This window comes from Affinirhizobium helianthi (genome assembly GCF_042680945.1).
In the GTDB taxonomy this organism is placed as follows: Bacteria; Pseudomonadota; Alphaproteobacteria; order Rhizobiales; family Rhizobiaceae; genus Neorhizobium; species Neorhizobium helianthi.
On sequence record NZ_JBHUEQ010000017.1, the window covers coordinates 150,076 to 175,577 of the forward strand.

At 58.9% G+C, this 25,502-nt stretch carries 16 protein-coding genes and 1 tRNA gene; 6 read left to right on the top strand and 11 right to left on the bottom strand.

The window, feature by feature from the left end:
* Positions 1-110: 110 nt before the first annotated feature.
* A complete protein-coding gene (locus ACFSE1_RS10795; RefSeq protein ID WP_377400618.1) occupies positions 111-1,136 on the bottom strand; it encodes an AbrB family transcriptional regulator in 1,026 nt (341 codons plus the stop codon).
* Positions 1,137-1,250: 114 nt separating this feature from the next.
* Complete coding sequence (rirA, locus tag ACFSE1_RS10800) at positions 1,251-1,718, bottom strand: iron-responsive transcriptional regulator RirA (protein ID WP_377400620.1); 468 nt, start codon at positions 1,716-1,718, stop codon at positions 1,251-1,253.
* A 170-nt stretch (positions 1,719-1,888) separates the two neighbouring features.
* Here rirA and ACFSE1_RS10805 point away from each other — a divergent pair, with 170 nt between their 5' ends.
* Both ACFSE1_RS10805 and ACFSE1_RS10810 read left to right on the top strand, forming a co-directional pair.
* On the top strand, positions 1,889-2,926 hold the full coding sequence (locus ACFSE1_RS10805) for a Fe(3+) ABC transporter substrate-binding protein (RefSeq protein WP_377400623.1): 1,038 nt from the start codon (positions 1,889-1,891) through the stop codon (positions 2,924-2,926).
* Between the two features lie 284 nt (positions 2,927-3,210).
* Entirely contained in the window at positions 3,211-5,100 is a 1,890-nt protein-coding gene (locus ACFSE1_RS10810) for a phosphatase PAP2 family protein (protein WP_377400626.1), read from the top strand.
* Positions 5,101-5,198: 98 nt separating this feature from the next.
* Here ACFSE1_RS10810 and ACFSE1_RS10815 read toward each other — a convergent pair whose 3' ends face one another.
* Positions 5,199-6,695, bottom strand: coding sequence for a CoA-acylating methylmalonate-semialdehyde dehydrogenase (locus ACFSE1_RS10815; protein WP_377400629.1), 1,497 nt, complete (start codon positions 6,693-6,695; stop codon positions 5,199-5,201).
* A gap of 115 nt (positions 6,696-6,810) precedes the next feature.
* On the opposite strand from ACFSE1_RS10815, the gene ACFSE1_RS10820 reads away from it, so the two are divergent.
* On the top strand, positions 6,811-7,692 hold the full coding sequence (locus tag ACFSE1_RS10820; protein ID WP_377400632.1) for a LysR family transcriptional regulator: 882 nt from the start codon (positions 6,811-6,813) through the stop codon (positions 7,690-7,692).
* A gap of 24 nt (positions 7,693-7,716) precedes the next feature.
* Here ACFSE1_RS10820 and ACFSE1_RS10825 read toward each other — a convergent pair whose 3' ends face one another.
* The 3 genes from ACFSE1_RS10825 to ACFSE1_RS10835 form a co-directional block, all read right to left on the bottom strand.
* On the bottom strand, positions 7,717-9,918 hold the full coding sequence (locus tag ACFSE1_RS10825) for a methyl-accepting chemotaxis protein (RefSeq protein ID WP_377400635.1): 2,202 nt from the start codon (positions 9,916-9,918) through the stop codon (positions 7,717-7,719).
* A 398-nt stretch (positions 9,919-10,316) separates the two neighbouring features.
* Positions 10,317-10,393, bottom strand: a tRNA-His gene (locus ACFSE1_RS10830).
* A gap of 134 nt (positions 10,394-10,527) precedes the next feature.
* Positions 10,528-10,974, bottom strand: a complete 447-nt coding sequence (locus ACFSE1_RS10835) for a phasin (protein ID WP_377400638.1) — start codon at positions 10,972-10,974, stop codon at positions 10,528-10,530.
* A gap of 233 nt (positions 10,975-11,207) precedes the next feature.
* Here ACFSE1_RS10835 and ACFSE1_RS10840 point away from each other — a divergent pair, with 233 nt between their 5' ends.
* Entirely contained in the window at positions 11,208-15,374 is a 4,167-nt protein-coding gene (locus ACFSE1_RS10840) for an ATP-binding protein (protein ID WP_377400641.1), read from the top strand.
* Between the two features lie 184 nt (positions 15,375-15,558).
* Positions 15,559-17,127 (top strand): ABC transporter permease, encoded by a 1,569-nt coding sequence (locus ACFSE1_RS10845; RefSeq protein WP_377400816.1) that lies wholly within the window; start codon positions 15,559-15,561, stop codon positions 17,125-17,127.
* 158 nt (positions 17,128-17,285) lie between these two features.
* Here ACFSE1_RS10845 and ACFSE1_RS10850 read toward each other — a convergent pair whose 3' ends face one another.
* Positions 17,286-19,238 carry an acetoacetate--CoA ligase gene (locus tag ACFSE1_RS10850; RefSeq protein ID WP_377400644.1) on the bottom strand — a complete coding sequence of 651 codons (1,953 nt, stop codon included), beginning with the start codon at positions 19,236-19,238 and terminating at the stop codon, positions 17,286-17,288.
* 203 nt (positions 19,239-19,441) lie between these two features.
* On the opposite strand from ACFSE1_RS10850, the gene ACFSE1_RS10855 reads away from it, so the two are divergent.
* The gene (locus ACFSE1_RS10855; protein ID WP_377400647.1) at positions 19,442-21,289 is read left to right on the top strand and encodes an AsmA family protein; all 1,848 of its coding nucleotides are present in this window, start codon (positions 19,442-19,444) and stop codon (positions 21,287-21,289) included.
* A 21-nt stretch (positions 21,290-21,310) separates the two neighbouring features.
* On the opposite strand, the gene ACFSE1_RS10860 is transcribed toward ACFSE1_RS10855, so the two are convergent.
* The 4 genes from ACFSE1_RS10860 to ACFSE1_RS10875 all read right to left on the bottom strand — a co-directional run bounded on the left by ACFSE1_RS10860 (position 21,311) and on the right by ACFSE1_RS10875 (position 25,384).
* A complete protein-coding gene (locus ACFSE1_RS10860; protein ID WP_377400650.1) occupies positions 21,311-22,132 on the bottom strand; it encodes an ABC transporter permease in 822 nt (273 codons plus the stop codon).
* Position 22,133: 1 nt separating this feature from the next.
* Positions 22,134-23,042 (bottom strand): ABC transporter permease subunit, encoded by a 909-nt coding sequence (locus ACFSE1_RS10865; protein ID WP_377400653.1) that lies wholly within the window; start codon positions 23,040-23,042, stop codon positions 22,134-22,136.
* A gap of 12 nt (positions 23,043-23,054) precedes the next feature.
* Positions 23,055-24,221 (bottom strand): ABC transporter ATP-binding protein, encoded by a 1,167-nt coding sequence (locus ACFSE1_RS10870; RefSeq protein WP_377400819.1) that lies wholly within the window; start codon positions 24,219-24,221, stop codon positions 23,055-23,057.
* A 68-nt stretch (positions 24,222-24,289) separates the two neighbouring features.
* Complete coding sequence (locus tag ACFSE1_RS10875; RefSeq protein ID WP_377400657.1) at positions 24,290-25,384, bottom strand: polyamine ABC transporter substrate-binding protein; 1,095 nt, start codon at positions 25,382-25,384, stop codon at positions 24,290-24,292.
* Positions 25,385-25,502 lie beyond the last annotated feature (118 nt).

Here is a 25,502-nt window from a genome sequence, read left to right on the forward strand (position 1 = left end):
CCGCATCTAGCGAAGCTCATCTCTGTCAGTACTTCATGTTGTACACTTGTTCAACTGTAACAGACAGCAGATATATCAATTTTTGAATATGGTTTTTTGTAGATGATAATTTACCGATGTCTTACCCATGCGATCATAGCGGGCATTAGGAATGACAAAAATACAAGCCGGACAATGTGATGCGTACCCACATAGGCGGGGTCTGCGTGCAGGATGACGGCCATGGCTGCCATGGTTTCCAGACCGCCCGGCGCAAAGGCGATCAATGCCGCAGCCAGCGGAATGCCAAGCCACAGCGAGACAAGAAGGGCCGCCGCGACGGATACCACGCCCGCAACGAGCGTGACGGCAGAACCCGCAAGCGCAGCCCGGCTGAGGTCAGCAAGGCGAACGCCGGAAAAGCGCGCACCAATCATGCTGCCGAGAACAATGTAAACAGGAAGTTGCAGCCAGGCAGGAATTGCGCCCTCAACCAACCCACTCACATGCAGGCCGCTGGATATCAGCATTCCGCCCACAAGAAGCGCCGCAGGGACACGCCATTTCTGCAGCAGCAGCCCCAGAGCGAAGGCAGGAAGCGCCATCAGGACCAGAACAGGCAGGCTGATCTGCTTGAGGACCAGAACAGGTTCGGAGGGAGCCGTGCCGCTCATCTCGACAAACAGCGGCACCAGCAGCGTGAGCGCGAGCACCCGCACGCTTTGCACCACCCCGACGCTGACCAGATCGCTTTTAACCCCGGCGGCGAGACTGAGCACATAGCTGAGGTGGCCGGGGCAAGCGCCCAGCAAGGCCGTCATGGCGTCATAGGCAAACAGGCGGCGCAGCATGATGAAGACAATGAAAAGCAGCAGCGCTGACATGGTAATCAGCATCAGAAAGCTGGCGGGCCAGGCCCAGGCCGCTGCGATGACCTGTGGCGTGACGCCTGCCCCCATGGAAAGACCGACGGAGAGGAAAGCCAGATCGCGAAGGCGCATCGGCACCCGCAGCTTCAGGCCGCTCAGGCTTCCGAGGGTCACAAGCGCGGCTGGCCCCACCAGAAACGGCGCGGGAAGACCGAGGCTTCGGGCAATCAATGCGCCGGAAATTCCAAGTATGGCAGTGAGCAAAAGGCTCTTGAAGGCGGCAGGCATCATCAATTCATAAAGGCGGAAGAATGTGTGTCCGCATCACGGTCAGTCGCGCCTCCCTTTGGGAAGGCCACTCGAAAGAAACCCCGCCTTTCGGGCGGGGCATGAAATCGAGCCTTATGCCGGAAGCGCATTCCGAACAGGAGCCACGTCGTCCAGGCCCAGAAGGAAGTTGATCTGGGGGCGCGCCTTCACAAGATCGTCGATGCTGTACTCTGTCAGAACATCGAAGAAGGCGTTCAGCGCCTTGCGCAGCGCCGAGTTGAGACCACAGCTATCCACCAGAGGGCATTCCACTGCGCCATCTTCGAAACATTCCGCCATGGCGAAACTGTCTTCTGTCACCTTCACCACGTCGAAAAGGGTGATCTTGTCTGCGGCACGACCGAGGCGCACACCGCCGTTGCGACCGCGAACCGTCTCGATCAAACCGGCCTTTGTCAGCGGCTGCAGGATCTTGAAGAGAAAAAGTTCCGATACGCCATAGGCCTTTGCAATCTCCGGAATCCGGCTCAGGCTTCCGTCATTGGCGGCACAATACATCAGCATCCGCACCGCATAGTTGGTCTGCTTTGTCAAACGCATGCCATTCTCCCTGATTCCGCTCAGCTCTCATATAAGCCTTCGGCAAGTTTTGAACAATTCCAAAATATGAAATTTTTGTTCAGGTAATGACGTGTTCACAGTCGTATGAGTTGACGCCGCCAAAAAATTCATGAATGACGCGCTCAACATTAAACATGGAGGAGATTGGTATGAATTGTGTAAAGACCGTGTTGCTCGCAGGCATTGCAGCAGCATTTTCAGTTTCGACGGCGATGGCAGACGGCGAAGTCAATATTTACTCCTATCGTCAGCCAGAACTCATCAAGCCTTTGCTTGATCGATTCACACAGGGAACCGGCATCAAGACAAACGTTCTCTTTCTGGACAAGGGTCTTGTTGAGCGGATCAAGGCCGAGGGTGCCAATTCTCCGGCAGACGTCATTCTGACTGTCGATATCCAGCGCCTGACCGAAGCCAAGGACGGCGACGTGGTTCAGCCGGTCAGCGGCAATGCCGTCATCAACAAGGATATCCCCGCCTCGCTGCGCGACACCGACAACATGTGGTTCGGCCTGACGACACGCGGTCGCGTTGTCTACGCCTCGAAGGAACGCGTGGCGCAGAACGAGATCACCTATGAGGAACTGGCCGACCCGAAGTGGAAGGGCAAGATCTGCATTCGTGACGGCCAGCACGCCTATAACCTGGCTCTCTTTGCCTCGATGATCGCTCATCATGGCGCGGACTATACGGAAAAGTGGCTGACCGGCCTGAAGAACAACCTTGCGCGCAAGCCAGACGGCAATGACCGCAGCCAGGCCAAGTCCATCATGGCGGGCGAGTGCGACATCTCTCTCGGCAACACCTATTATGTTGGCCTGATGATGACCAACGAAAAGGCACCGGAAGAGAAGGAATGGGCCAAGGCAATCAAGGTTCTGTTCCCGAATGCAGCCGATCGTGGCACCCATGTGAACGTTTCCGGCATGGCGCTGGCCAAGAACGCGCCGAACAAGGAAAACGCTCTCAAGCTGATGGAATTCCTCGCCTCCGGCGAAGCACAGAAGATCTACGCCGAGAAGGTTTTCGAATATCCGGTCATGCCGGGTGCGGAACCATCTGCAATCGTGAAGTCCTTCGGCACCATCAAGCCGGATAGTCTGCCGCTGACGGATGTTGCCAAGCATCGCAAGCAGGCTTCTGAACTGGTGGACAAGGTCGCCTTCAACGAAGGCCCGTCGAAGTAAGGCCAAGCCTTCAGACACATCGAGACGACTGTCTGCAACCGGCCCTTTTGGGCCGGTTTTCTTTTGGAGTTCTTCAACGCGACCGACTGCGAGTGAGTGTCATGTCACTGTTACAGCCGGTGCCTAAGGCAGTGCCGGCTGCCCACCCGTCACGACGGTTTTTCTATCGTCAGGCGGCGGGTTGTCGATCAATGCCAATTGCTGTTCTGCGGTGTTGAAACAGGGGGAGGACCCCGCAGAGGAGATGGCGAAGCACCTTCCAGAAACGCTCCGAAGGAGTTCTCATGTCTATCAATGTCCTTTCCCGACACATCCGTCTTTCGCTCCTTTCGACGACGGTTATGCTGGCTGCCCATTCCGCGCTGGCCGCCCCTCTTGCATCGGGCACCTTCACGGTTCCCGTTCCGGAGGTCTCCTATCCGCTGCCCGTAGTGGACAATTACAAGGCCCAGGCGGGCCAGAAGGCGGATGGCCAGAAGGTCAACAAGTTCGACCGTGCCGACAATCCCATCATCCATATTCTTTCCGGCTTCGATGACATCTGGCAGCTGGGCGACGCAGCCTGGGCCAAGGGCGGAGCAAACGGCGATGGAACGGAAGATTACAGCAAGGCCAGGATCGTCTCGCCCGAAATCTGGGCCGCCAATATGCGCTATGTTCTGGATGTGACCGGACCGGCACGCACGCCGGAAAACGCGCTGGCCGCCTATCTGGATGACCGCCGCGTGCAGAGCTATTCGGTCATCGACGGCAAGGGACCATTCGCCGAGATCTATCGCCGTGAGGCTGGCGCGACGACGAGCATCGTTCACAGCCTGGCGAGCTTCAACCCCAACAAGCCGCTTTCCGAAAAAGAGGATGACAAGGGAACGGAAGCAGGAACCGGAAGCCCTTCGCTTCAGGATTTCATTGCCTTCATGAACGTCATGCGTGGATCGGAAGGATCAACTTCGCCGTCCAAATATTTCTATGCCTCTCCCCGTCCCTGGCGCATGACGGATAGCGGCGATGTGGTCAAAATCGGCACGCAAGCCTTTGGTGACAAGACCATCGACATCTATGACAGCTCCGTGCAGGTGATCCCGGCCCTCCTGAGCGCACGCGAGGAACGTCGCCGCAAGGATGGCGCCTTCCCCTCCGGCCATACCAACGCGGCCTATATCGCTGCCTATACTTATGCCTATGCCCTGCCGGTTCGCTTTGCTGAACTGGTGACGCGCGCTTCGGAACTGGGTGAGAACCGCATTGTGACCGGCATGCATTCGCCCCTTGATGTCATCGGTGGGCGCATTGCCGCGACGGCCATTGCCGCAGCGCAGCTGAACGACCCGGCGCACAGCGACCTGAAGAAGCGGGCGCTGGAGAACATGACCCGCACCATGCAGGCCAATCTGCCAGCAGGCGAAAGCCTCTACACAGCGGCACATGCGGGCAAGGATGATCGCTTCCGCGATTATTTTGCCAATGCCGCCATCTATCGCCAGCGCATGACTTATGGTCTGCCGCAGGACAAGGCAAAGGCAGGCCAGGAGATGATTGTGCCAAAGGGCGCGGAAGTGCTTCTTGAAACCCGCTTCCCTTACCTGACCGCAGAACAGCGCCGCGTGGTTCTCTACACGACCGGCATCGATAGCGGCTATCCGCTGCTCGACAAGAGTAATGGCTGGGGCCGTCTCGATCTCGTTGCCGCCGCTGGTGGCTACGGTGCCTTCCCCGGCGATGTGACGGTTGACATGCAGGCCGCGAAGGGCGGTTTCGATGCCGAAGATCAATGGCTTCACAACATTTCCGGCAAGGGCATGCTGACCAAGGCAGGAAGCGGAAAGCTGACGCTTGGCGGTCACAACAGCTATAGCGGCGGTACGTTGCTGCGCGAGGGAACGCTTGTTGCTTCGCACCCGGTTTCTCTCGGCACCGGCGATCTTCAGGTCGATGGCGGCACGCTGACACTCTCCCACGAAGGTCTCATCCTTCCCGGCGAGGTTGCCATTACGGGCGGCACCTTGGAAATCGACATGGCGACCGCGAAAGCGGATGAAGCTGTAACCGCCATCAAGGCAGGCCAGATCAAGGGCCAGTTCGAGCGCGTCATCTCCACAAAGGGCCAGACGCTGCAAACGACCTATGACAAAGGCACGCTGACGGTTCGCCTGCCTGCCGCCAAGGCTGGCTGAGCAGCGCCTTCTTCCCCGAAACGCGAAACCCCGGAGGTCAATCCTCCGGGGTTTCCTTTAGACCGGATGACGGTTCGCCATCATTTCATCGTCAGGCATCATTTCATCGTCGGCATGACAAACTGGGCACCTTCCTTGATTCCTGACGGCCAGCGGCTCGTGACCGTCTTGGTGCGCGTCCAGAAGCGGATGGAATCCGTGCCGTGCTGGTTCAGGTCGCCGAAGGAGGATGCCTTCCAGCCGCCGAAGGAGTGATAGGCCAGCGGGACCGGGATCGGAACGTTGATGCCGACCATGCCGATATTGATGCGGGAGGCGAAATCGCGGGCGGCATCACCATCACGGGTGAAGATGGCAACGCCGTTGCCGTATTCGTGCTTCATGGGCAGGTCGAGCGCTTCTTCATAGGTGTTGGCGCGAACGACCGAGAGAACCGGGCCGAAGATTTCCGTCTTGTAGATATCCATGTCCGGCGTCACGTTGTCGAAGAGGCAACCGCCGACGAAATGGCCGTTTTCATAGCCCTGAAGCTTGAAATCCCGTCCATCGACCACAAGCTTTGCGCCCTGATCCACACCGCTATTGATGAGACCGAGGATTTTTTCGCGGGCTTCCTTGGTGACGACTGGGCCCATATCGGCCTTTTCATCTGTGTAGGGGCCGATGCGAAGGCTCTCTACCATCGGAGTGAGCTTTTCCACGAGGCGGTTGGCGGTTTCTTCACCCACCGGAACGGCAACGGAAATTGCCATGCAGCGCTCGCCCGCAGACCCATAGCCCGCACCGATCAGTGCATTGGCGGCCTGATCGAGATCGGCATCCGGCATGATGATCATGTGGTTCTTGGCACCGCCGAAGCACTGGGCGCGCTTGCCGTTGGAGGCCGCGGTTCCATAGACATAGCGGGCAATCGGCGTGGAGCCGACGAAGGAAACAGCGCCGATGTCCGGATGGGTCAGAATGCCATCGACAGCAGACTTGTCGCCATTGACGACGTTCAGGATACCTTCCGGCAGACCAGCCTCGATCATCAGTTCGGCCAGACGCATCGGCACCGACGGATCGCGCTCCGAGGGCTTCAGGATGAAGGCGTTGCCGCAGGCAATGGCGGGCGCGAACATCCACATCGGAATCATGGCCGGGAAGTTGAAGGGGGTAATGCCTGCGCCGATGCCAACCGGCTGGCGGATCGAATACATATCGATATTGGGGCCTGCGCCCTCGGTGAACTCACTCTTGGCGAGGTGCGGAATACCGATCACGAATTCGCAGACTTCGAGGCCGCGAATGATATCGCCCTTGGAGTCTTCAACCGTCTTGCCATGCTCCCTGGAAAGCATGACGGCAAGCTCATCCATATTGTCGTTCAGAAGCTGGACGAACTTCATGAACACGCGTGCGCGGCGCTGCGGATTGGTGGCAGCCCATTTGGGCTGTGCGGCCAAGGCGCTCGAAACGGCTGCATTCAGCTCTTCGGCGCTCGCCAGCGCCACTTCGCCCTGTGCTTCGCCAGTGGCGGGGTTGAAAATCGGCTGGCTGCGGCCGGATGTGCCGGCAACGCGCTTGCCGTTAATGAAATGCCCGATCTGATACATGGGGTTCCTCCAATGGTGTGGCCGCAGTATGCGCTTTCATTTGCACAAGACAACAGCATGATTTACGCATCCGTTGTGCAAAATTCGAAACTTCAACAGGGATCCGGGCGCTGCGATGGATTGGGATAATGTTCGCATCTTCCTTGCTGTGGCGAGAGAAGGACAGTTGCTGTCCGCCTCCCGCCGGCTCGGCCTCAACCATGCCACACTGGGGCGGCGCATCAGCGCGCTTGAAGCGCATCTGCGCACCCGGCTTCTGATCCGCAAGCCGAGCGGTTGTGAGCTGACGGCGGAAGGTCATGCCTTTCTGGCTTCAGCCGAACGGATGGAAGCGGAAATGCTGGCGGCCCAAGCACGAACGGGCAAGCTCGATGCACCCGTGGAAGGCACTGTGCGGATCGGCGCACCGGATGGCTTTGGCGTTTCGTTTCTGGCCCCGAGGCTGGGAAAGCTGCTGGAGCGGCATCCGCATCTGCGCATCCAGCTTGTGCCGGTTCCCCGCTCTTTTTCCCTATCACAGCGCGAGGCCGACATTGCCATCACCGTGGAGCAGCCAAGCCAGGGACGGCTGATTTGTTCGCGTCTGACGGATTATACGCTGGGGCTTTATGCCTCGCACGCTTATCTTGCGCGTCATGGCACGCCCGGGCAGATCGACGATCTGCGCAACCATGCCCGCATTGGCCATGTGGAAGACCTGATCTTTTCGCCATCCCTGAATTATACCAGCGAAATCATGCGCAACTGGGATGCGGGCTTTGAAATTTCCAGCGCCATCGGCCAGACCGAGGCCGTGCGATCCGGTGCAGGCATCGGCATTCTGCATGATTACATCGCTCGCCAGATACCGGAGCTTGAGCGCGTCCTGCCGCAGCTTTCCATTCGCCGCGCCTATTGGACGAATTACCACGAAAGCCTGCGGGATCTGGTGCGGATCCGCACCGTGGTGGATTACTTGAACGAATGCGTGAAAGCGGAACGCAGCATCTTCGAGTAAGACGCCGCGTTCCGCGTAGTCAAATCATGCCGCGTAGCGTGTAGCAGATGCCATGCCCTGCGCGGGGATGGAGCGGGAATGCTCCAGCCTGAACTGGGAGATCAGGCTTTCCAGCGTGGAGCTTTCACGGGCAAGCCCCGCACCTGCCGCATTCATCTGTTCCACCATGGCGGCGTTCTGCTGGGTTGCATGATCCATCTGGTTCACCGCGCTGCTGATTTCCGCAAGCCCAGCGGATTGCTCCTGCGCTGCAGCGGCGATTGCCTCCATATGCGCGTTCACAGAGACAATGAGGTCCGCAATGCTTTCCAGGCCAGTACCCGTATCGGAAACAAGCCGTACACCTTCGGAAACGGCCACTTCGGAATTGTTGATCAGGGTCTTGATTTCGCGCGCCGCATTGGCGGAACGCTGCGCCAGCTCCCGCACCTCCTGTGCCACGACTGCAAAACCCTTACCTGCTTCTCCCGCTCTTGCAGCCTCGACACCCGCATTGAGGGCGAGAAGATTGGTCTGGAAGGCAATCTCGTCGATTACGGAAATGATCTGGCCGATCTGACGGGAGGCCTGATCGATACGTTCCATGGCAAGAACCGCCTCTCGCACCACCTCGCCAGACTTGCCAGCCTGAACCTGTGCATTGCGGGTGACGCTGCGTGCCTCGTTAGAGCGTTTAGAGGTAGCCGATACGTTGGACGTGATCTCTTCCAAGGCCGCGGCCGTTTCCTCAAGCGAGGCTGCCTGCTGTTCGGTGCGGCGCGACAGGTCGTCAGACGCTGCGGAAATCTCCGAGGCACCGCCGCTGACCGATCCGACGGACTGGCTGACTATCTGGAGGGTTTCCCGCAACTGGCTGACAGAGCGGTTGAAATCCGAACGGAGGGCTTCGAATTGCGGAGCGAAGGCTTCGTGGATTTCGCACTGCATGTCGCCGGAGGCAAGGCTGCGCAAGGCAGCGGCAAGCGAGCCGGTGGCGCGATTAAGCCGCTCCTCCGCTTCTGCTTCCGCACGTCTTTGCGCTTCCAGACGATCGCTTTCAGCTCTCGCCCGGGAAGCCTCCGCCTCACTCTCCAACTGCTTGTTGCGAATGGCATTCTGGCGGAAGACTTCAACAGCGCGCGCCATGTCACCGATTTCATCCCTGCGCGTGCCATCGGTACTGCCTGCCTCCAGATGTCCCTCGGCCAAACGCCCCATGGAATGCACCATGGCCTTGATGGGGGAAGAAATAGTCATTCCCATATAGGCGGAAAGCGCGATCATCAGCAGCCCGCCGCCGACGCACAGGATCAGAACCAGCGTGAGGCTGGAAAGTGCATTGGAAGCATCCGCCCGCGCAGCCGTTGCAATATGGTCAAGGGTCTTGTCTTCCAGCGCCTTCATGGCGTTGATCCGCTGCGTTGTCAGGGCGAACCAGTTCTTTGGATCAAGATCGCTCAGGTTGGCGGCACTGCCCTCTCCGATGATCCGGCTGCGGATCGCGCGGATCTGCTCCAGCGCCGGCACCTGTAGGCTGGCCGCATAATCTGCCTTGCGGCCTTCATCCTGCAATTTGAGGAAACCTTCGAGCAAAGCATCTTGCGCGCCTCCGATCTGCGCGAATGAAACGAATCGGGCTGGATCGACCTTGCCTGCGGCAATGAACCCGTTGCCTATGCCTCGTTCCTGGCCAGCAAGCTCCTTGGCAGACATCAGCTCGACATAGGCCGTCATTTGGGAGGCAAGAGTGGAATTGCTTCCCTGCGCCACGAATTCCGAGGCGGTGCCGGAAAGATCGGCGATCAGGCCACTGTAGAAATCGAAGGATTGTTTGCCGCTGACGGTGAAGCCATCGATCCCGCTTCTGAGGCTGGACAGATCCCCCAACTTGGCACGTACATCGGAAATGCGTTCGTTCAGTGCAGGCTGTTGAAGAGCAGCAGCACTATCGTAAACCTCCGGCATGAACTGCAGAGCCTTGTCGGCGGCCTGCCTTGCACCTGCAACCTCCGCTGCGCCAGACTTACCCTTCGATGTCAGGAAGCCAGCCGTCTGGCCGCGCTCGACCTGAAGACTATGCACGACATTAGCCAGCTTGGTCAGATCATCGCTGATCGAGACGATCGCGCTCATGCGTTGATAAGCATTCCAGAAATCCGCCACCTGAAGAGAGGCCAGATAGATCATAGCCAAGAGCGGCAGGAGAACAGCCAACCATAGCCGCTTGGAAATTGAAATGTTGGTCATTCGCTAAAGTCTTTCTCATTCAGCCCGAAGGTGCAGGTACGCTCCAAAGTAACCTGAGAGTGTCGAAATTCCCTGAATGACGAATGATAAGTTCTTATTCATATATTGTTGGGAAAAGCCGAAAGCGCGCCACCTGTGCGGGAAATCACAGGCGGTTAAACCACCTTTGCGCAGCACCTCCCATGATGCGGCAAACGGCAGTTTCTTGCAGAGACGGTGGCAGGGAACTTATCGAGGGAGGCAGATCATGCCCGTCGGTGGGAAAAAGGCCGGACGCAAAACCGCTGACACGCTTTTGCTGGACGTGCTCTGGTTGAGCAACAAAACAGAATGTGCAACGTGTGCGAAGCCAAGCGTCGCACGTTCAAAACACGTCAAGACTGAAAGAAAGAGAAAAATGGTACGGTTGGGGGGTCTCGAACCTCCGACCTCAGGTGCCACAAACCTGCGCTCTAACCAACTGAGCTACAACCGCACAATAGCGAACCGGTTTCCCGGCGTCGTCTGGGGCGTGACATAAGAGAATTGCATTTTTTTTGCAAGCCCCTTCATGCCCGATAATGAAAAAGGCCGGGCAAAAACCCGGCCCATCCTTGGGAGGATTAAATCTTAAACGGTCTTGAAGTTCGCCATAGCCTTTTCAGCGGCATCCTTGCCGGGCTTGGTAACCTCTTCGGAAACCTTGCGGGCAGCTTCCTGCATGGCCTTGGCCTGCTCGACAGCAACTTCCGCCTGCTTGCGCACAAACGAAGTCTGAAGCTCGATCAGCTCAGATACGGACTTTACGCCCAGCAGCGCTTCCATGTGGGAAAGCGACAAATCGGCTGAGGTGCGCATGGCGCCAATTGCCTTGAGGCCGAGTTCCACAGAGCCAGCATGAGCGGTCTGCACCGTTGTTTCCACAACCTTGCTTGCCTCTTCAGCAGCTTCCTTCATCTTGGAGAAAGCCTCACGGGACTGGGAGGCGCCCTTTTCCGCGAACTCGCGCAGACTGTCGGTCATGCGGCTCGGGTCAAAGGCAGAGAACGAGAAAACGTCATCAGTTCTGTATGCCATGTCATCCATCCTTGTTGGGTTGAGCCTCCTCGGGAAGCTCCATGACACCTATATAGGCGATCTCGTTGTGCGATGCAACATTTTTGTGCGCCGCACAATACAATTTTACAGGTTAACCCTGTTACGGAGAATAACTCATCCGCGAGTGGACCGAATGGGGGCTGGGAAGTTACTAACAATGTGTTAACCTCACTTCGGAATGAACTCCGAAGGGTCCCGGTGCAAGGAAGCCGATGTCCGCTGTGCAGTATCCGTTCATCGATATCGCTATTCATGAAAGAGTGCGCGAGCAGTTTGCCGCCGGCAAGGCGCTTGTTCTGTTCAGCCCGGACATGAAGGACGTTCTGTGGGCAAACGGTCGCGGCGCCAGGCTTTTCCGTTCTGCCACCATTTACGACCTGATGGAGCGCGGCGCGCCAGGCGGCGATATCACGCTGCGCCAGGCGAGAGCTGCGGCCGGTGCGCTGCGCAAATCCGGCGATAGCGCCAGCTTTACCATCCGAGTGACGGCCGGCTTCGAGCGCGTGTCCGCCCGTGCCCAGGTGGAGCGGATCGACCTGCCGGATTCGCAAAGCGGAATCCTGCTCAGTGTGCCGGATAGTCCTGAAGCTCAGGCAGGCTCCGATTCAGCATCGCCAATGCTGGAGGGCTTTGACGATCCAAACACCCACATGGCAGTGATGAGCGAGAATGGCAGCCTGATTGCCGCCTCCCCGGATTTCGACCGGCTGGAACTCTATGCTGCCGCCCGTTTCGTTATGATCCAGACTCTTGAGCGCAGCTCGGAGCGGATCATCAAACGGCTGCTGGCCACAGCGCTGGGCAACCTGCCCTGTGCGCTTGCGCGGGTGACGGACAATCCGGCAAGCTACCTCCTCTTCATCGTTCAGCCTCAGACAGAAGAGCAAGCCGAAGCCCCGCAAGAGCCCGCATCCGGTTCAGTGCCGCAGCACGATGACGGGGCCTCGCAGGAACCTGCACAGGCTGAGGCTGAGGCGGAAATCGAGACAGTGACGCATTCCGGGTCTCCCGTGCAGGAGAGCGCCTTTGATCAGGCATTGGCTGCCATTGCCGATATTGACGAGCTTGAGGAACAGGTCGAAGAGGACCCGGATTTTACCGAGGTTGGAAACACTCTACCCGCAGCCTTGGGGGAAAATGACCACAGCGCAAGTCCGCAGGCATTGCGCGAAGAAGCGCCTCGCCCAGCATCCGTCTCGCGCCGCGAACCGGAAAATGACGAGCTCGTACCCGCCGATGAAATGCCCGCTGCGGCAAGCTCTGGGGAAACCTCCCCCTTTGGGCGGCGGCGCGATACCCGTGCGACCCGCTTCGTCTGGAAGATCGATGCGGACGGCAATTTCAGCGAAATTTCTCCGGAACTCATGAATGCTGTCGGCCCCCATGCCGCAGAGGTGACAGGGCTTTCCTTCGGCGATGTCGCCGCACTGTTCAATCTGGACCCGGAAGGCCGGATCACGGAACTTCTCAACCGTCGCGACACCTGGTCCGGCAAGACGATCTGGTGGCCGATCGAGGGAACCTCGCTTGTGGTGCCAATCGACATTGCGGCTTTGCCCACCTATTCCCGCAGCCGCGAATTCGATGGTTTCCGCGGCTTTGGCATCATCCGGATGGCCGATGCGAAGGAAGATCCGCTGGCGCTGGGCCTGACGCTGGTATCTGGCGATCAGGAGGATGAGCCTGTCCTCGATGAGCTGGACGACGCAAGCTTCGTGACCTTCACAGACCGTGCGAGCGAACTTCGCCAGGAGGATGCCGCAGCGCCTGCCAGCGAGGCTGAGTTACCTGAACCAGCCGTGGCGCAACAGGCCGAGGTTGCAGAAGAAGCTGAAGCGAGCATCGAGACCGGGCAGCCCCTTGAAACGGAGGCAGAAACGCCCGATCAGGCCCCTGCTGAAGAGCTTGAGCCGATTTCGCCGGAAGAAGTGGACGCCTTCTATGCGGAACTGGAAGGCATGGATATAGAGGATGCTGCGGACCTGGATGCCGCCGCAGACTATCATGCCGAAAATGCTGACGAGGTTGAGCAGACCCCGCAGGAGCCGGACAGCGAAGAGGCGGGCGACGATGCCGGGGCTGAGCCTGCACCTGCCGCAGCGATGGAAGAGATCGCAGCCCTTCCCGATGAAGAAAAAGCAGACAGGCCGATCGACAACAGTGCGGTCGATGTGCAGGAAGAGCGCTCGCCCGAGGCGAATGAACAGCCTGAACGGATGCCGCTTCCCCCCATCGAGAAGCCGGTGCTGCGGATCGTGGAAAATCCCGGTCAGCGCTATACTGACAAGATCGTTCGCTTCGACGAGCACCGCTTGCGCACGGGCGATCGCCTGACGCCTGGTGAGCAGGCAGCCTTTCAGGAAATCGCGCGCCGGCTTGAGGCTTTCCGCCGTGGCGAGGAAGCGAGCAAGCCACAGAAAGCTGCTGAAATCGAACCGGCGGCAGAAACACCCGATGTCGCGCGGGAATCCGCCTCGCAAAACACCGCCAGACCGGGTTCGCTTCTTCATGCTGGCCTCGATGCAGAGGATGACGCCCTGCCCACCGCGCCCGCGGTGCATGAGGTTCAACAGGAACCTGTTGTGGAAGAGGTCGAGGAACGGGACGGCGCTTCGATAGAAACCGAAGAAGCCGTGGACGCCGAAGACGTCGTACAGGCGGAAGACGGGCCTCATTCTCTAGAAAAGGAAGGCACGGACCCTCTCGAGCAGAATGGCGAACCAAATGTCGGGGCAGACGATGAGCCCGATGCTGAGGTAGCGCCAGAGGCTGACATCGAGCAGGAGAGAGAGGCCGCCCCACAGGCAGAAGACGAAGAGGCGCCCATTACGCTTGCGCAAGCCTATGCGGAAGCTGCCAACTTGCGCCCGCGCCCGCAGCTTTCGGCCGAGATCATCGACCAGATGCCGGTGGCGCTGCTGGTGCATAGCGGCGATGACCTCATTCACGCCAATGCCGAATTCCTGCGCCTGACCGGCTATGAAAGTCTGGAGCAGTTGGCAGATGTCGGCGGTCTGGATGCCCTGCTCCAGCGCCACGAACTGGATGACAAAACCTCTGAGGCCGGCGGAATGGTTGTTGTTCGTGCCGACGATGTGATCGTGCCCGTCACTGCCCGGCTGCAATCGGTGCGCTATGAGGAGGGTTCCGCTCTCATTCTGGCCCTGATGCCGAACACCGCAGGCACAGAGGCTGCAAAGCCCGACTTATCACCGAAAGCCATTGCCGAGCATCAGGCACAGGCAGATGAAGTGACCCGCCTGACGGTGGAAGTGGATGAATTGCGTGCCATTCTGGATACGGCCACGGACGGCGTCGTGACGCTTGGAGCCGATGGCGACATCCGCTCCATGAACCGTGCGGCAAGCGCACTCTTCAACTACGATAACGCCGAAACCATCGGCAAACCTTTCGTGATGCTGTTTGCGCATGAGAGCCAGAAATCCGTTCTCGACTATCTGAGCGGGTTGACCGGATTTGGCGTCGCAAGCCTGCTCAATGATGGACGCGAGGTGATTGGCCGCGAATCGAGCGGTGGCTTCGTGCCGCTCTTCATGACGATCGGCAAGCTCAGCTCGTCCAATGGCTTCTGCGCCGTTATTCGCGATATTACCCAGTGGAAGCGGACCGAGGAGGAGCTGCGCAATGCCAAGCGCGCAGCAGAAACCGCCAGCGCCCACAAGACGGAGTTCTTGGCCCATGTGAGCCATGAGATCCGAACGCCCCTCAACGCAATCATCGGTTTTGCCGATATGATGGCAACGGAACGCCTCGGCCCCATCGGTCATTCGCGCTATGTCGAATATGCCAATGATATTGGCCGGTCTGGCCGCCACGTGCTCGATATTGTCAACGATCTCCTGGATATTTCCAAGATTGAAGCCGGTGAGATGGATCTCGATTTCGCATCCGTCGGGCTCAACGAGACCATTGCGGAGGCAGTGTCGCTGCTCCAGCCGCAGGCCAATACGCAACGCGTCATCATCCGCACCGCCCTGAGCCAGGCGGTCCCGCCCGTGGTGGCCGATCTGCGCTCGATCAAGCAGATTGTGCTGAATATTCTTTCGAATGCGATCCGCTTCACCCCATCGGGAGGACAAATCGTCGTCTCCACCAGCTATGAGGCAAATGGCAGCGTGGTGTTGCGGGTGCGGGACACGGGCATAGGCATGACCCGTTCAGAGCTGGAACTCGCCATGAAACCGTTCCGGCAGGTTGCCGGTGCATCGCGCAAGCGGGGGGATGGAACAGGTCTCGGCCTGCCACTCACCAAGGCCATGGTGGACGCCAACCGGGCTGTCTTCTCCATTCATTCGGCTCCGAATGAGGGAACGCTGGTGGAAGTCACCTTTCCTTCACCGCGCGTCCTGGCTGACTGATTTGATCGAGAATCGATCAGTCGGCTCTTGGCTTTTGCCCCCGATATTGTAGGGCTGAAGTCGAGAATTTTGGTCATAAAAGGATGCCGGTTTGCCTTCAGCCAGCCTCGCCCTGAAACATGCGGCGCGCGCCGAAACGCGCGTGCTTTCGGTTATCGCCGTTCTGATCGCCATTATCGCCGCCATGCCGGTGGGAGCGGTGATCTGGATTGCCTTTTCCGGTGGATCGGAAAGCATGGAGCATGTGCTGGCGAATGTGCTGCCACGTGCGGCAGGTCGCACCGTGCTGCTGGTGGCGCTGACCGGTCTGGTAACCTCCGTCTTCGGAATTGCGACGGCGTGGCTGGTCACCACTTTCGAATTTCCCTTCCGCCGCCTGCTCACGGTTGCCCTGGTGCTGCCTCTGGCCATTCCCTCCTATATCGCTGCTTACACATTCGTGGAGTTTCTGGATTATACCGGACCTGTCCAGACGCTGCTGCGCCAGTTTTTCGGCTTCAAGACCATTCGCGACTACTGGTTTCCGGACATTCGCTCGCTTGGCGGCGCAGTGTTGATCATGTCCAGTGTCCTTTACCCTTACGTCTATCTCGCCTGCCGTTCGAGCTTCCTGATGCAGGGCCGCGCCGCCGGTGATGTGGCGCGCACGCTGGGATCCGGGATCTGGCGCACCCTCTGGCGCATCCAGCTGCCCATGGCGCGACCGGCCATCATGATCGGCCTGACCCTTGTGACAATGGAGACCCTCAATGACATTGGAGCCGTGGAGTATCTGGGCGTCAACACGATCACCTTCTCGATCTATGACAGCTGGCTGAACCGCGGCAGTCTGGCCGGTGCGGCGCAGCTGGCCTTGATTCTGCTAGTCTTCGTGGCCCTGCTCATCTGGGTCGAGCGCATGGCACGGCGGCGTCAGCGTTTCGTCGCCAACCGCACCACCGCAAGCGTCAACGATCATATCCGGCGGCCGCTGGCGGGGTGGAAGGGCGCGGCAGCCGCTCTTGTCTGCCTTGTTCCGGTGGCCATCGGCTTTCTGCTTCCGCTTCTCATGCTCATGCACTATGCGGGCAATCGGCTGGAACTCTTCCAGGATGACCGGCTGCTCAAGGCGATTGGCCACAGCGTAACGGTATCGGGTTCGGCGGCTTTGGCAACCGTCCTGATCGGCTTTACGCTCGCCTATGCCAATCGTGGCCATACCGGCCGCGTGACGCGCATGGCAGGACGTGTTGCCTCTCTGGGTTATGGAATGCCGGGAACCGTTCTGGCCATTGGCGTTCTGTTTCCGCTCGCGGCATTCGACAATGCGCTGGACGCTTTCCTTCGCGAGCATCTTGGCGTCTCGACCGGCCTTCTGTTATCCGGCACCGGCTTTGCGATTTTCTATGCGTGCAGCACACGCTTTCTCACCATGGCGGAAGGAACGATCGATGCGGGCTTCCACAAGCTTTCGCCGCATCTGGACATGGCCGCGCGCACGCTCGGTCGGAACCGCCTGCAGACCCTGTTCTTCGTTCTCCTGCCGAATATGCGCCCAGCCCTGCTGACCGCCGCGCTGTTTGTGTTTGTGGAAACGATGAAGGAGCTTTCCGCGACCATTCTCTTGCGCCCCTTCAACTTCAACACGCTGGCAACGCTGATCTATGAAGACGCCTCGCGCGCGCAAGTGGAAAACGCCTCTGTGGCGGCCTTGATCATTGTATTGGTCGGGCTTGTGCCGGTTCTCTTCGTATCCCGCACGATCGAACGGTAAAAGAAAGGCAGCCGAAGCTGCCTTTAAAGATCATGCTGATGGAATTTCTCCAGAGTTGATCCGCAGAGCAAACCGTCTGCGTCTCTGTTCCAATCGTCGCCTGCCCGCCTTAAGAACGGGTTAAAATATGACCCTGTGTAATATTGGATCCCCTTGTTTCAGCTTCGAAGTTCCGCGAGATTGGCGAACAGATCGAGTGCCTCGGGGTTGGCAAGGGCTTCCTTGTTCTTGACGGGGCGGTTGTGCACCACTTCGCGCACCGCCAGCTCGACGATCTTGCCGGATTTCGTACGGGGTATATCCGCCACGGCAATGATTTTTGCAGGAACGTGGCGCGGAGTGCACCCGGTGCGAATCCGGGTCTTGATGGCGGAAACCAGCGCCTCATCGAGCACTTTACCCTCCGCCAGCCGGACAAACAGCACGACGCGCACATCCTCGTCCCAATCCTGACCGATGCAGATCGCCTCCAGGACTTCCGGCATCTGCTCCACCTGATTGTAAATTTCAGCCGTGCCGATCCGCACCCCGCCCGGATTGAGGGTGGCATCGGAGCGGCCATGAATGATCAGGCCACCATGCGCGGTCCATTCGGCGAAATCCCCGTGGCACCAGACATTGTCGAACCGCTCGAAATAGGCGGCACGATACTTGGCACCATCGGGATCGTTCCAGAACATGACCGGCATCGAGGGGAAAGCCTTGGTGCAGACCAGTTCGCCCTTTTCGCCCCGGACCGGATGGCCTTCATCGTTCCAGACATCGACTGCAAGCCCCAGACCCGGCCCCTGAATCTCGCCCCGCCAGACCGGCTTCAGCGGGTTGCCCAGCACAAAGCAGGAGACGATGTCCGTGCCGCCGGAGATGGAGGCCAGATGCACATCCTTCTTGATGCCCTCATAGACGAAGCTGAACCCTTCCGGCGACAGCGGCGATCCGGTGGAGGTGATCAGACGCAGGGCGCTGAGGTCGTGTGAACGCGCCGGTTCAAGCCCGCCTTTACGTACGGCGTCGATGTATTTGGCGGAGGTGCCGAAAATGGCGAAGCGCTCCTTTTCCGCATAGTCGAACAGCACATTGCCATCCGGTGCGAAAGGAGAGCCATCATAAAGGCACAGCGTTGCACCGGCTGCGAGACCGGAGGCCAGCCAGTTCCACATCATCCAGCCGCAGGTTGTGAAGTAGAACAGACGGTCGCCCGGTTGAACGCCGCAATGCAGCACATGCTCCTTCAGATGCTGTAGCAGCACGCCACCCGCGGAGTGAACAATGCACTTGGGAACGCCTGTCGTGCCGGATGAAAACAGAATGTAGAGCGGGTGGGAAAAAGGCAGCGGCACGAAAGTGATCGGCGCAGCCTCGAAGGGCGCCATGAAGGCCTCGAATGTGCGGCCATCGGCAAGCGAGGCGGCAAGGGCCTCGGCGTCACCGGCATAGGGCACGACAAGCACGGGAACGTTCAGCTGCGAGGCAACGTCGCGCACCTTGTCCGCAACATCCTGAAGCTTGCCGTTATACCAGTAACCGTCGCAGGTAATGAAGAGCTTCGGCTCGATCTGGCCGAAGCGATCCAGCACGCCCTGCCTGCCAAAATCCGGCGAGCAGGAAGACCAGATGGCCCCGATCGACGCGGCGGCCAGCATGCAGGCCACGGTTTCCGGCAGGTTCGGCATCATGGCGGCGATCCTGTCGCCCTCACCGATCCCCAGCGCGCGGAATGCCTGTTGCAGGCGCGAGACCTTCGCGTGAAGCTCGTCCCAACTCCAGCGATAGGCAACCTTATCCTCGCCGCGGAAGATAAGGGCGTCATCCGAGCCGGTGCGGCTCAGGAGATTCTCGGCAAAATTCAGCCGTGCATCGGGAAAGAACCGCGCTTCGAGCATGATGTCGCCATTGATCAGGGCGCGCTCCCCCTTCTCGCCCTTTACCTGGAAGAAATCCCAGATAGCCGACCAGAAATCCCCCCGGTTCCCGATAGACCAAGCGTGAAGCGCATCGGAACTGCCAAAGCTTAGCCCTGTGCGACCGCTCAACCAGGCCATGAACTGCGTCAAAGGCGCCTGCTGGCAGCGTTCAACCGAAGGGACCCAAAGCGGCATTTCTGCATTCATCAGCACATCCTCCAACCCTGATTGAGAAGCTATAGCATGTTGCAATGCAGGATAAAGAGGGTTCAACCTGCTCGCATTTGCAAGAAAGCCACATTTCCGTTAGAGCCATCGACACAGATCACAGCCTCATCTGTGCCGGAGAAACGTCCTAGTCAGAACACGTCCGCAGGACCGGGCATCACCGTGGAAGCCTTTTCAACCGTATGAACCAGCACAAGCCGCGCCACCTACTGACCAGCGCCGCACTTCTGGCGAGCCTGCTTGTGCTTGCGGGTATTCTGGCTTTCCGCGTCTTCTCGCCTTCACTGATCTCTTCCGCACTGGTTCGCGAGCGCATGGAAGCATCCGTCGAGGAATGGCTCGGCCATGATATTCTCATCGCCGCCGAGCCGGATCTCAGCTTCTGGCCACGCCCGGTGGTGACGTTGAGGGATATCACCATCCGCACGCAGGACCGGGCGGACGCGGCAATCATTGGTCATGTGGAAGCGCTGTCTGCCCGTTTCAGCATCTGGCAGGCTCTGCGGGGTGCGCCCGTCTTTGAAGATTTCACGCTCGTGGGACCACATATCCTGTTGAAGCGCAATGCAAAGGGGCAACTGAACTGGGGCACGGACGGGCTTCTTGGGCAAGCCCTTCGGGAAGCGGCGGAGCGCGAAAACGCCAGTGGTGCCCCCTCCGACGATCCGGTCATTGGCGACATCACCATTGTTCAAGGCTCCGTCCTTCTCAGTGATGCCGCTGGCCGATCTCTGTCCATCACCCAGATCGAGGGTTCGCTGGATTGGGCACGGCTTTCTGCCTCCGCACGGTTGAGAATGAAGGGCATGGTGAACGAACAGAGCGTGGCGCTGGATATCAGCACAGCCGCGCCCCTGATGCTGCTCGCCGGTCACAGTGCGCAGGTCGATGCCAGTCTCCAGTCCCCGCTGGTGTCCGCCACATTCAGCGGATCGGCCGATCTGGCGCGCTATGCCTTTTTCGCCGGAGACCTGAGGCTTTCGGTTCCGAAAGTGGCAGATGTCGTGACCTGGGCGAACCTGCCAATTCACATCGCTGACCGGCTGACAGACTTTTCCCTCTCTGCAAGGCTCGTCACACTTGGCCATGTGCTTCGTTTCGATCAGCTTTCTATCGGAGCCAATGGCACAACGGGAAGCGGCGTGATGGATCTTTCCATGGCCACGCAGACATCTGCGCCAAGGGTGACCGGAACCCTGGCTTTCGACGCCATGAACCTTGGCGATCTGGTGACCGCTATTTCGGGTCAATCCGATGAAGACGTTGAGCCGCCTGCCCGGCCAGACTTCCCGCCCTTCGAGCGCCAGCTTGGATTTGATGTGCGGTTTTCGGCAAGCAAGGTTGAGTTTGGCCTGCTGAACATGACGAATGCGGCGGTGAGCGTTGTCTCCGATTCTGAACGCGCGCAGGTGGAAATCCTGGACGCGGACCTGTTCGGCGGCAACCTGACCGGCGATGTTTCCATGACCAATGAGCCTGCGGTTCGCACCGCGCTGAACCTGAAGGCACGGGACGTCAATCTTGCCCAGCTGGCCAAGGCCCTGAACCTGGGCAACAGCGCCATCAGCGGAACAGGCAATCTTTCCGCCCGGTTCTTTGCCGATGAAGCGATCCGTGGCATCAGCGCGGACGACATCCAGGGACAAATACAGTTCAATGCCAAAAATGGCACCCTTCCGGCGATTGACCTGACAAGGCTGGAAACACTGGCGGGCGGCACCAGCTATTTCGAGCTGAAGCAGCTTCGCCGAACCTCGCTCGACTTCGACACTCTCGACGTCAAGGCCGATATCAACAGCGGCACCGCTGAAATCCAGTCCTTCCTGTTGCACGCCGCACCCTATCGCCTCGCACTATCCGGCACGGTTCCCTACCTCACGCGCAGCCTCTTTCTGACTGGCGAGCTGGAAAACACATCCAGTGGCAAAGCCGCGCATGGCTTGCTGGTTGGCGGTGTCTGGCCCAATCCGGTCATCTGGCCGTCGGCAAGCCCGGCACGGCTTGCACCGACCGCGCCGGGCCAACCCTGAAACGACATGAGATGAGAAGGCCTATCCGGCCGCTCCACGCAGAGCGACATGCTCATCCCGGATCCGCCGCAATTCATTCCGCTTTGAACTGAGAGAGGCGACGATCACGCCAAGTGTCACGAACCCGATCAGGATCGTGCAGATGGCGTTGATTTCCGGTGTCACACCGAGCCGCACCTGGGAATAGATCTTGATGGGAAGCGTGGTTGCGCCGGGGCCCGTCGTGAAGCTTGCGATGACCAGATCGTCCAGAGACAGTGTGAACGCGAGCATCCAGCCGGAAACGATGGCGGGCAGGATCAGAGGCAGCGTGATGCGGAAGAAGGTCTTGACCGGAGGGCAACCAAGATCAAGCGCGGCCTCTTCAAGGCTGCGGTCGAAGGTGAGAAGCCGCGATTGCACGATGACCGCCACATAGCACATGGTGAAGGTGGTATGGGCGATTGTCACCGTCCAGAAGCCGCGATCGACATTCATCGCGACGAAGAGAAGCAGCAATGAGAGGCCGGTGATGACCTCCGGCATGACAAGCGGTGCATAGATCATGCCCGTGAAGGGAATGCGGCCGGGAAAGCGCGGAAAACGCACCAGGGTCAGGGCAGCCAGCGTACCGAGAATGGTGCCGAAGGTGGCACTGAGCACGCCGACCCGCGCCGTCACCGAGGCCGCCTCCATCAGGCTCTGGTTGCTCCACAATGCCCGGTACCATTCGAAGGAAAAGCCGCCCCAGACGGTGACGAGCTTGGACGCGTTGAAGGAGTACGTCACCAGAATGATGATCGGGATGTAGAGAAAGGCAAAGCAGAGGGTGAGGACGGTGCTGTCGAAGCGACCTGGTTTCATCTCACGCCACCTTCTTCTGCTGGTTCTGGAAGATCACAATGGGGATTACGAGCGCCATCAGCAACAGCACCGCCACTGCCGAGGCCAGCGGCCAATCCCGGTTCTGGAAGAATTCGGTCCAGAGTGTCTTGCCAATCATCAGGGTTTCCGGCCCGCCCAGGAGATCGGGAATGACGAACTCGCCGGTGATGGGAATGAAGCAGATCAGCGCGCCAGCGATCACGCCCGGCAGGGAGAGCGGGAAGGTAATGCGCCAGAAGGCTTTCCAGGGCGGGCACCCCAGATCGCTCGCCGCCTCAAGCAGGGTTCCATCCATCTTTTCCAGCGCCGCATAGAGCGGCAGGACCATGAAGGGCAGATAGGAATAAACAATGCCGATGACGACCGCATATTCCGTGCGGTAGATCTGGACCTGCTGGTCCGGCCCAAGAATGTGAAGGCTCTGCAAGAAAATCGTCAGCAAGCCTTCAGGCTTCAATATGCCGATCCAGGCATAGACGCGGATCAGAAACGACGTCCAGAATGGCAGGATCACCATCATCATCAGGATGGGACGAATGGCCGGCCTGGCCCGCGCCATGGCAAGCGCCATGGGATAGCCCACGAGAAGCAGCAGGAAGGTGGAAATCAAGGCAATGCGAAGGGACGAAAGATAGGCTCCGATGTAGAGCGGATCATCCGTGAGATAGGTATAGTTCTCGAAATCCAGGTTGGACAGGAATTCGCCGATTGCATCGAAGCCTTCGAAGACCGGCGTATAGGGCGGCATCGAGATTTCCGTGTCGGACAGGGAAATCTTGAAAATGATGAAAAAGGGCGCCACGAAGAAGAGCAGCAGCCAGACATAGGGTATGGCAACGACCAGCCAGCGCAGGGGATGGGTGCGGGAGGAGACTGCAATGTCTGCCATGTTAGAAGCCTCCTAACGGGTTAGCACCATACCGGCATCTGCGGGCCAGCTGAGCCAGACCATATCGCCGAAGGTGATGGGCCGATCCACAAGCCGCGAGACATTGGCCTGGGCGGCGCGCAGGATGCGCCCGTCGTCCAGCTTGACGAGAAAGAGCGAAAAGTCGCCCAGATAGCCGATATCCCAGACCTCGCCATGGGCAATATTGACATCCCGGCCAGTGGGCTGGTCCAGCGAAATTCTCACCTTTTCGGGACGAAGGGCAAAGGCGACGGAGGCGCCGACGGCAGCCGCGCAGTCCTGTTCCACCGCAATTGCCAGCCCTTCCGATTGTAGCCTGACGACCGGCGGGTGACCCGGGGTCAGTACCTCGCCATTCTTGGCGGAAATCTGCGCCTCGAGAATATTGATGTCGCCGATGAACTCGGCCACGTAGCGGCTGTTCGGCGCCTCATAGATTTCCGCAGGGGTTGCCACCTGCACCACCACCCCCCTGTCCATCACGGCGATACGGTCCGACACTGTCATCGCCTCTTCCTGATCATGGGTGACGATCAGGAATGTAAGACCAAGCGTGTGCTGGATGTCCATCAGCTCGAACTGGGTTTCCTCCCTGAGCTTGCGGTCCAGCGCGCCGAGCGGCTCATCGAGCAGCAAGACCTTAGGGCGCTTTGCCAGAGAACGGGCAAGCGCCACGCGCTGACGCTGACCGCCGGACAATTGGGCAGGCTTGCGCTTGGCAAAGGATTCGAGCTTCACCAGTCTCAGCATTTCCCCGACACGTGCAGCAATATCCGCCTTCGGGAGCCCATCCTGCTCCAACCCGAAGGCCACGTTCTTTTCCACCGTCATATGCGGAAAGAGCGCATAGGACTGGAACATCATGTTGGTGGGGCGACGATAGGGCGGAACGCCAGCCAGATCCTTGCCTTGCAGGAGGATGCGCCCCTCGGTCGGCTCCTCGAAACCGGCCAGCATGCGCATCAGCGTGGTCTTGCCGCAGCCGGATGGTCCCAGCAGAGAAAAGAATTCGCGCTCGTAGATATCGAGCGTCAGATTGTCCACGGCAATGAAATCACCATAGCGCTTGGTGATGTTCTCAAACCGTATGAAAGGTGTGGCAGATGGATCGGTCCAGGGAGAGAACTTGCGTTTAACGGGTCCGAGAGTCTTCGCCATGCCCTGCCCACTTTGCTCGTCGCCAGATTGGAAAATGGCGGGCATGACGCCCGCCAGAAAGAAACGCCTCAGCGGCCGTTCTTGAACTTGGTCCAGATAGACGTCGCCTCTCGCTGCGACTTGCCCTCGTAAGGCGAAATCGTGAAGAGACGGTCGAGAACCTCCTTCGTCGGATAGACGGATGGGTTATCGAGAATTTCCTTGTCGATGAACTTCTGGGAGGCAAGATTGCCGTTGGCATACTGAACATAGTTCGATGCCTTGGCGATGACTTCCGGCCGCATCAGATAATTGATGAACTCGTGCGCCTCTTCGACATTCTTCGCATCGGCTGGAATGGCGAGGTTGTCGAACCACATATATGTGCCCTCTTTCGGGATCACATAATTGATGTTCACGCCATTCTTGGCTTCCTCGGCGCGGCTCTTGGCCTGCAGGATATCGCCGGACCAGCCGATGGTGATGCAGATGTCGCCATTGGCAAGATCATTGATATAAGCGGCCGAGTTGATCGAGGTCGCATAGGGGCGGATCTTGTTATACACCTCGCCGGCTGCGCGAAGATCGGCAGCATCCTTGCTGTCGGGGTTCTTCTTCAGATAGTTCAGCGCGACGGCAAAGGTCTCATCCGGCGCATCCAGTACGTTCAGGCCGCAGGCTTTCAGCTTTTCGGCATTTTCCGGCTTGAAGATGATATCCCAGCTGTCAATCGGCACGTCGCCCAGCACGGCCTTGACCTTTTCGACATTATAGCCAATGCCCGTTGTGCCCCACATGTAGTTGACCGCATGGGCATTGTCCTTGTCGTACTTGGCAAGGCGCTGCATGATTTCCGGCCACATATTGCCGAGATTGGTCAGCTTGGATTTGTCCAGTTCGCGATAGACACCGGCCTTGATCTGGCGCTGGAGGAAAGGACCGGTCGGCACCACCACATCATAACCGGAACCGCCAGCCAGAAGCTTGGTCTCCAGCAGGCTGTTGTCGTCGAAAACGTCATAGACAACCTTGATGCCGGTTTCCTTGGTGAAATCGTCAATGACGGCGGGGTCGATGTAATCCGACCAGTTATAGACGCGGACTTCACGATCCTGAGCCAGAACCGTAGTGGAAGCGAAAGCGGCGGTGGCCAGCGCCAGGATGCCCAAGGTGGCGGTTTTCATGTCAGCTCCTGTTCCCGTCTTTCCGCCCATCTTCCTCATGACGACAGGCGCGATTTCTGTATTCGTGGCAGGAGAGTAGAAAGGAATGAGGAAAGCGACAAGCGCAAATCTTCGGCAA

Bases quoted from the DNA above. Each gene is read 5' to 3' on its own strand.
- ACFSE1_RS10820 (WP_377400632.1), top strand. From the start codon at position 6,811: ATGGATTGGGATAATGTTCGCATCTTCCTTGCTGTGGCGAGAGAAGGA.
- ACFSE1_RS10875 (WP_377400657.1), bottom strand. From the start codon at position 25,384: ATGAAAACCGCCACCTTGGGCATCCTGGCGCTGGCCACCGCCGCTTTC.
- ACFSE1_RS10845 (WP_377400816.1), top strand. From the start codon at position 15,559: ATGCCGGTGGGAGCGGTGATCTGGATTGCCTTTTCCGGTGGATCGGAA.
- ACFSE1_RS10855 (WP_377400647.1), top strand. From the start codon at position 19,442: ATGAACCAGCACAAGCCGCGCCACCTACTGACCAGCGCCGCACTTCTG.
- ACFSE1_RS10810 (WP_377400626.1), top strand. From the start codon at position 3,211: ATGTCTATCAATGTCCTTTCCCGACACATCCGTCTTTCGCTCCTTTCG.
- ACFSE1_RS10850 (WP_377400644.1), bottom strand. From the start codon at position 19,238: ATGAATGCAGAAATGCCGCTTTGGGTCCCTTCGGTTGAACGCTGCCAG.
- rirA (WP_377400620.1), bottom strand. From the start codon at position 1,718: ATGCGTTTGACAAAGCAGACCAACTATGCGGTGCGGATGCTGATGTAT.
- ACFSE1_RS10815 (WP_377400629.1), bottom strand. From the start codon at position 6,695: ATGTATCAGATCGGGCATTTCATTAACGGCAAGCGCGTTGCCGGCACA.
- ACFSE1_RS10825 (WP_377400635.1), bottom strand. From the start codon at position 9,918: ATGACCAACATTTCAATTTCCAAGCGGCTATGGTTGGCTGTTCTCCTG.
- ACFSE1_RS10860 (WP_377400650.1), bottom strand. From the start codon at position 22,132: ATGAAACCAGGTCGCTTCGACAGCACCGTCCTCACCCTCTGCTTTGCC.
- ACFSE1_RS10835 (WP_377400638.1), bottom strand. From the start codon at position 10,974: ATGGCATACAGAACTGATGACGTTTTCTCGTTCTCTGCCTTTGACCCG.
- ACFSE1_RS10795 (WP_377400618.1), bottom strand. From the start codon at position 1,136: ATGCCTGCCGCCTTCAAGAGCCTTTTGCTCACTGCCATACTTGGAATT.
- ACFSE1_RS10870 (WP_377400819.1), bottom strand. From the start codon at position 24,221: ATGGCGAAGACTCTCGGACCCGTTAAACGCAAGTTCTCTCCCTGGACC.
- ACFSE1_RS10865 (WP_377400653.1), bottom strand. From the start codon at position 23,042: ATGGCAGACATTGCAGTCTCCTCCCGCACCCATCCCCTGCGCTGGCTG.
- ACFSE1_RS10840 (WP_377400641.1), top strand. From the start codon at position 11,208: ATGTCCGCTGTGCAGTATCCGTTCATCGATATCGCTATTCATGAAAGA.
- ACFSE1_RS10805 (WP_377400623.1), top strand. From the start codon at position 1,889: ATGAATTGTGTAAAGACCGTGTTGCTCGCAGGCATTGCAGCAGCATTT.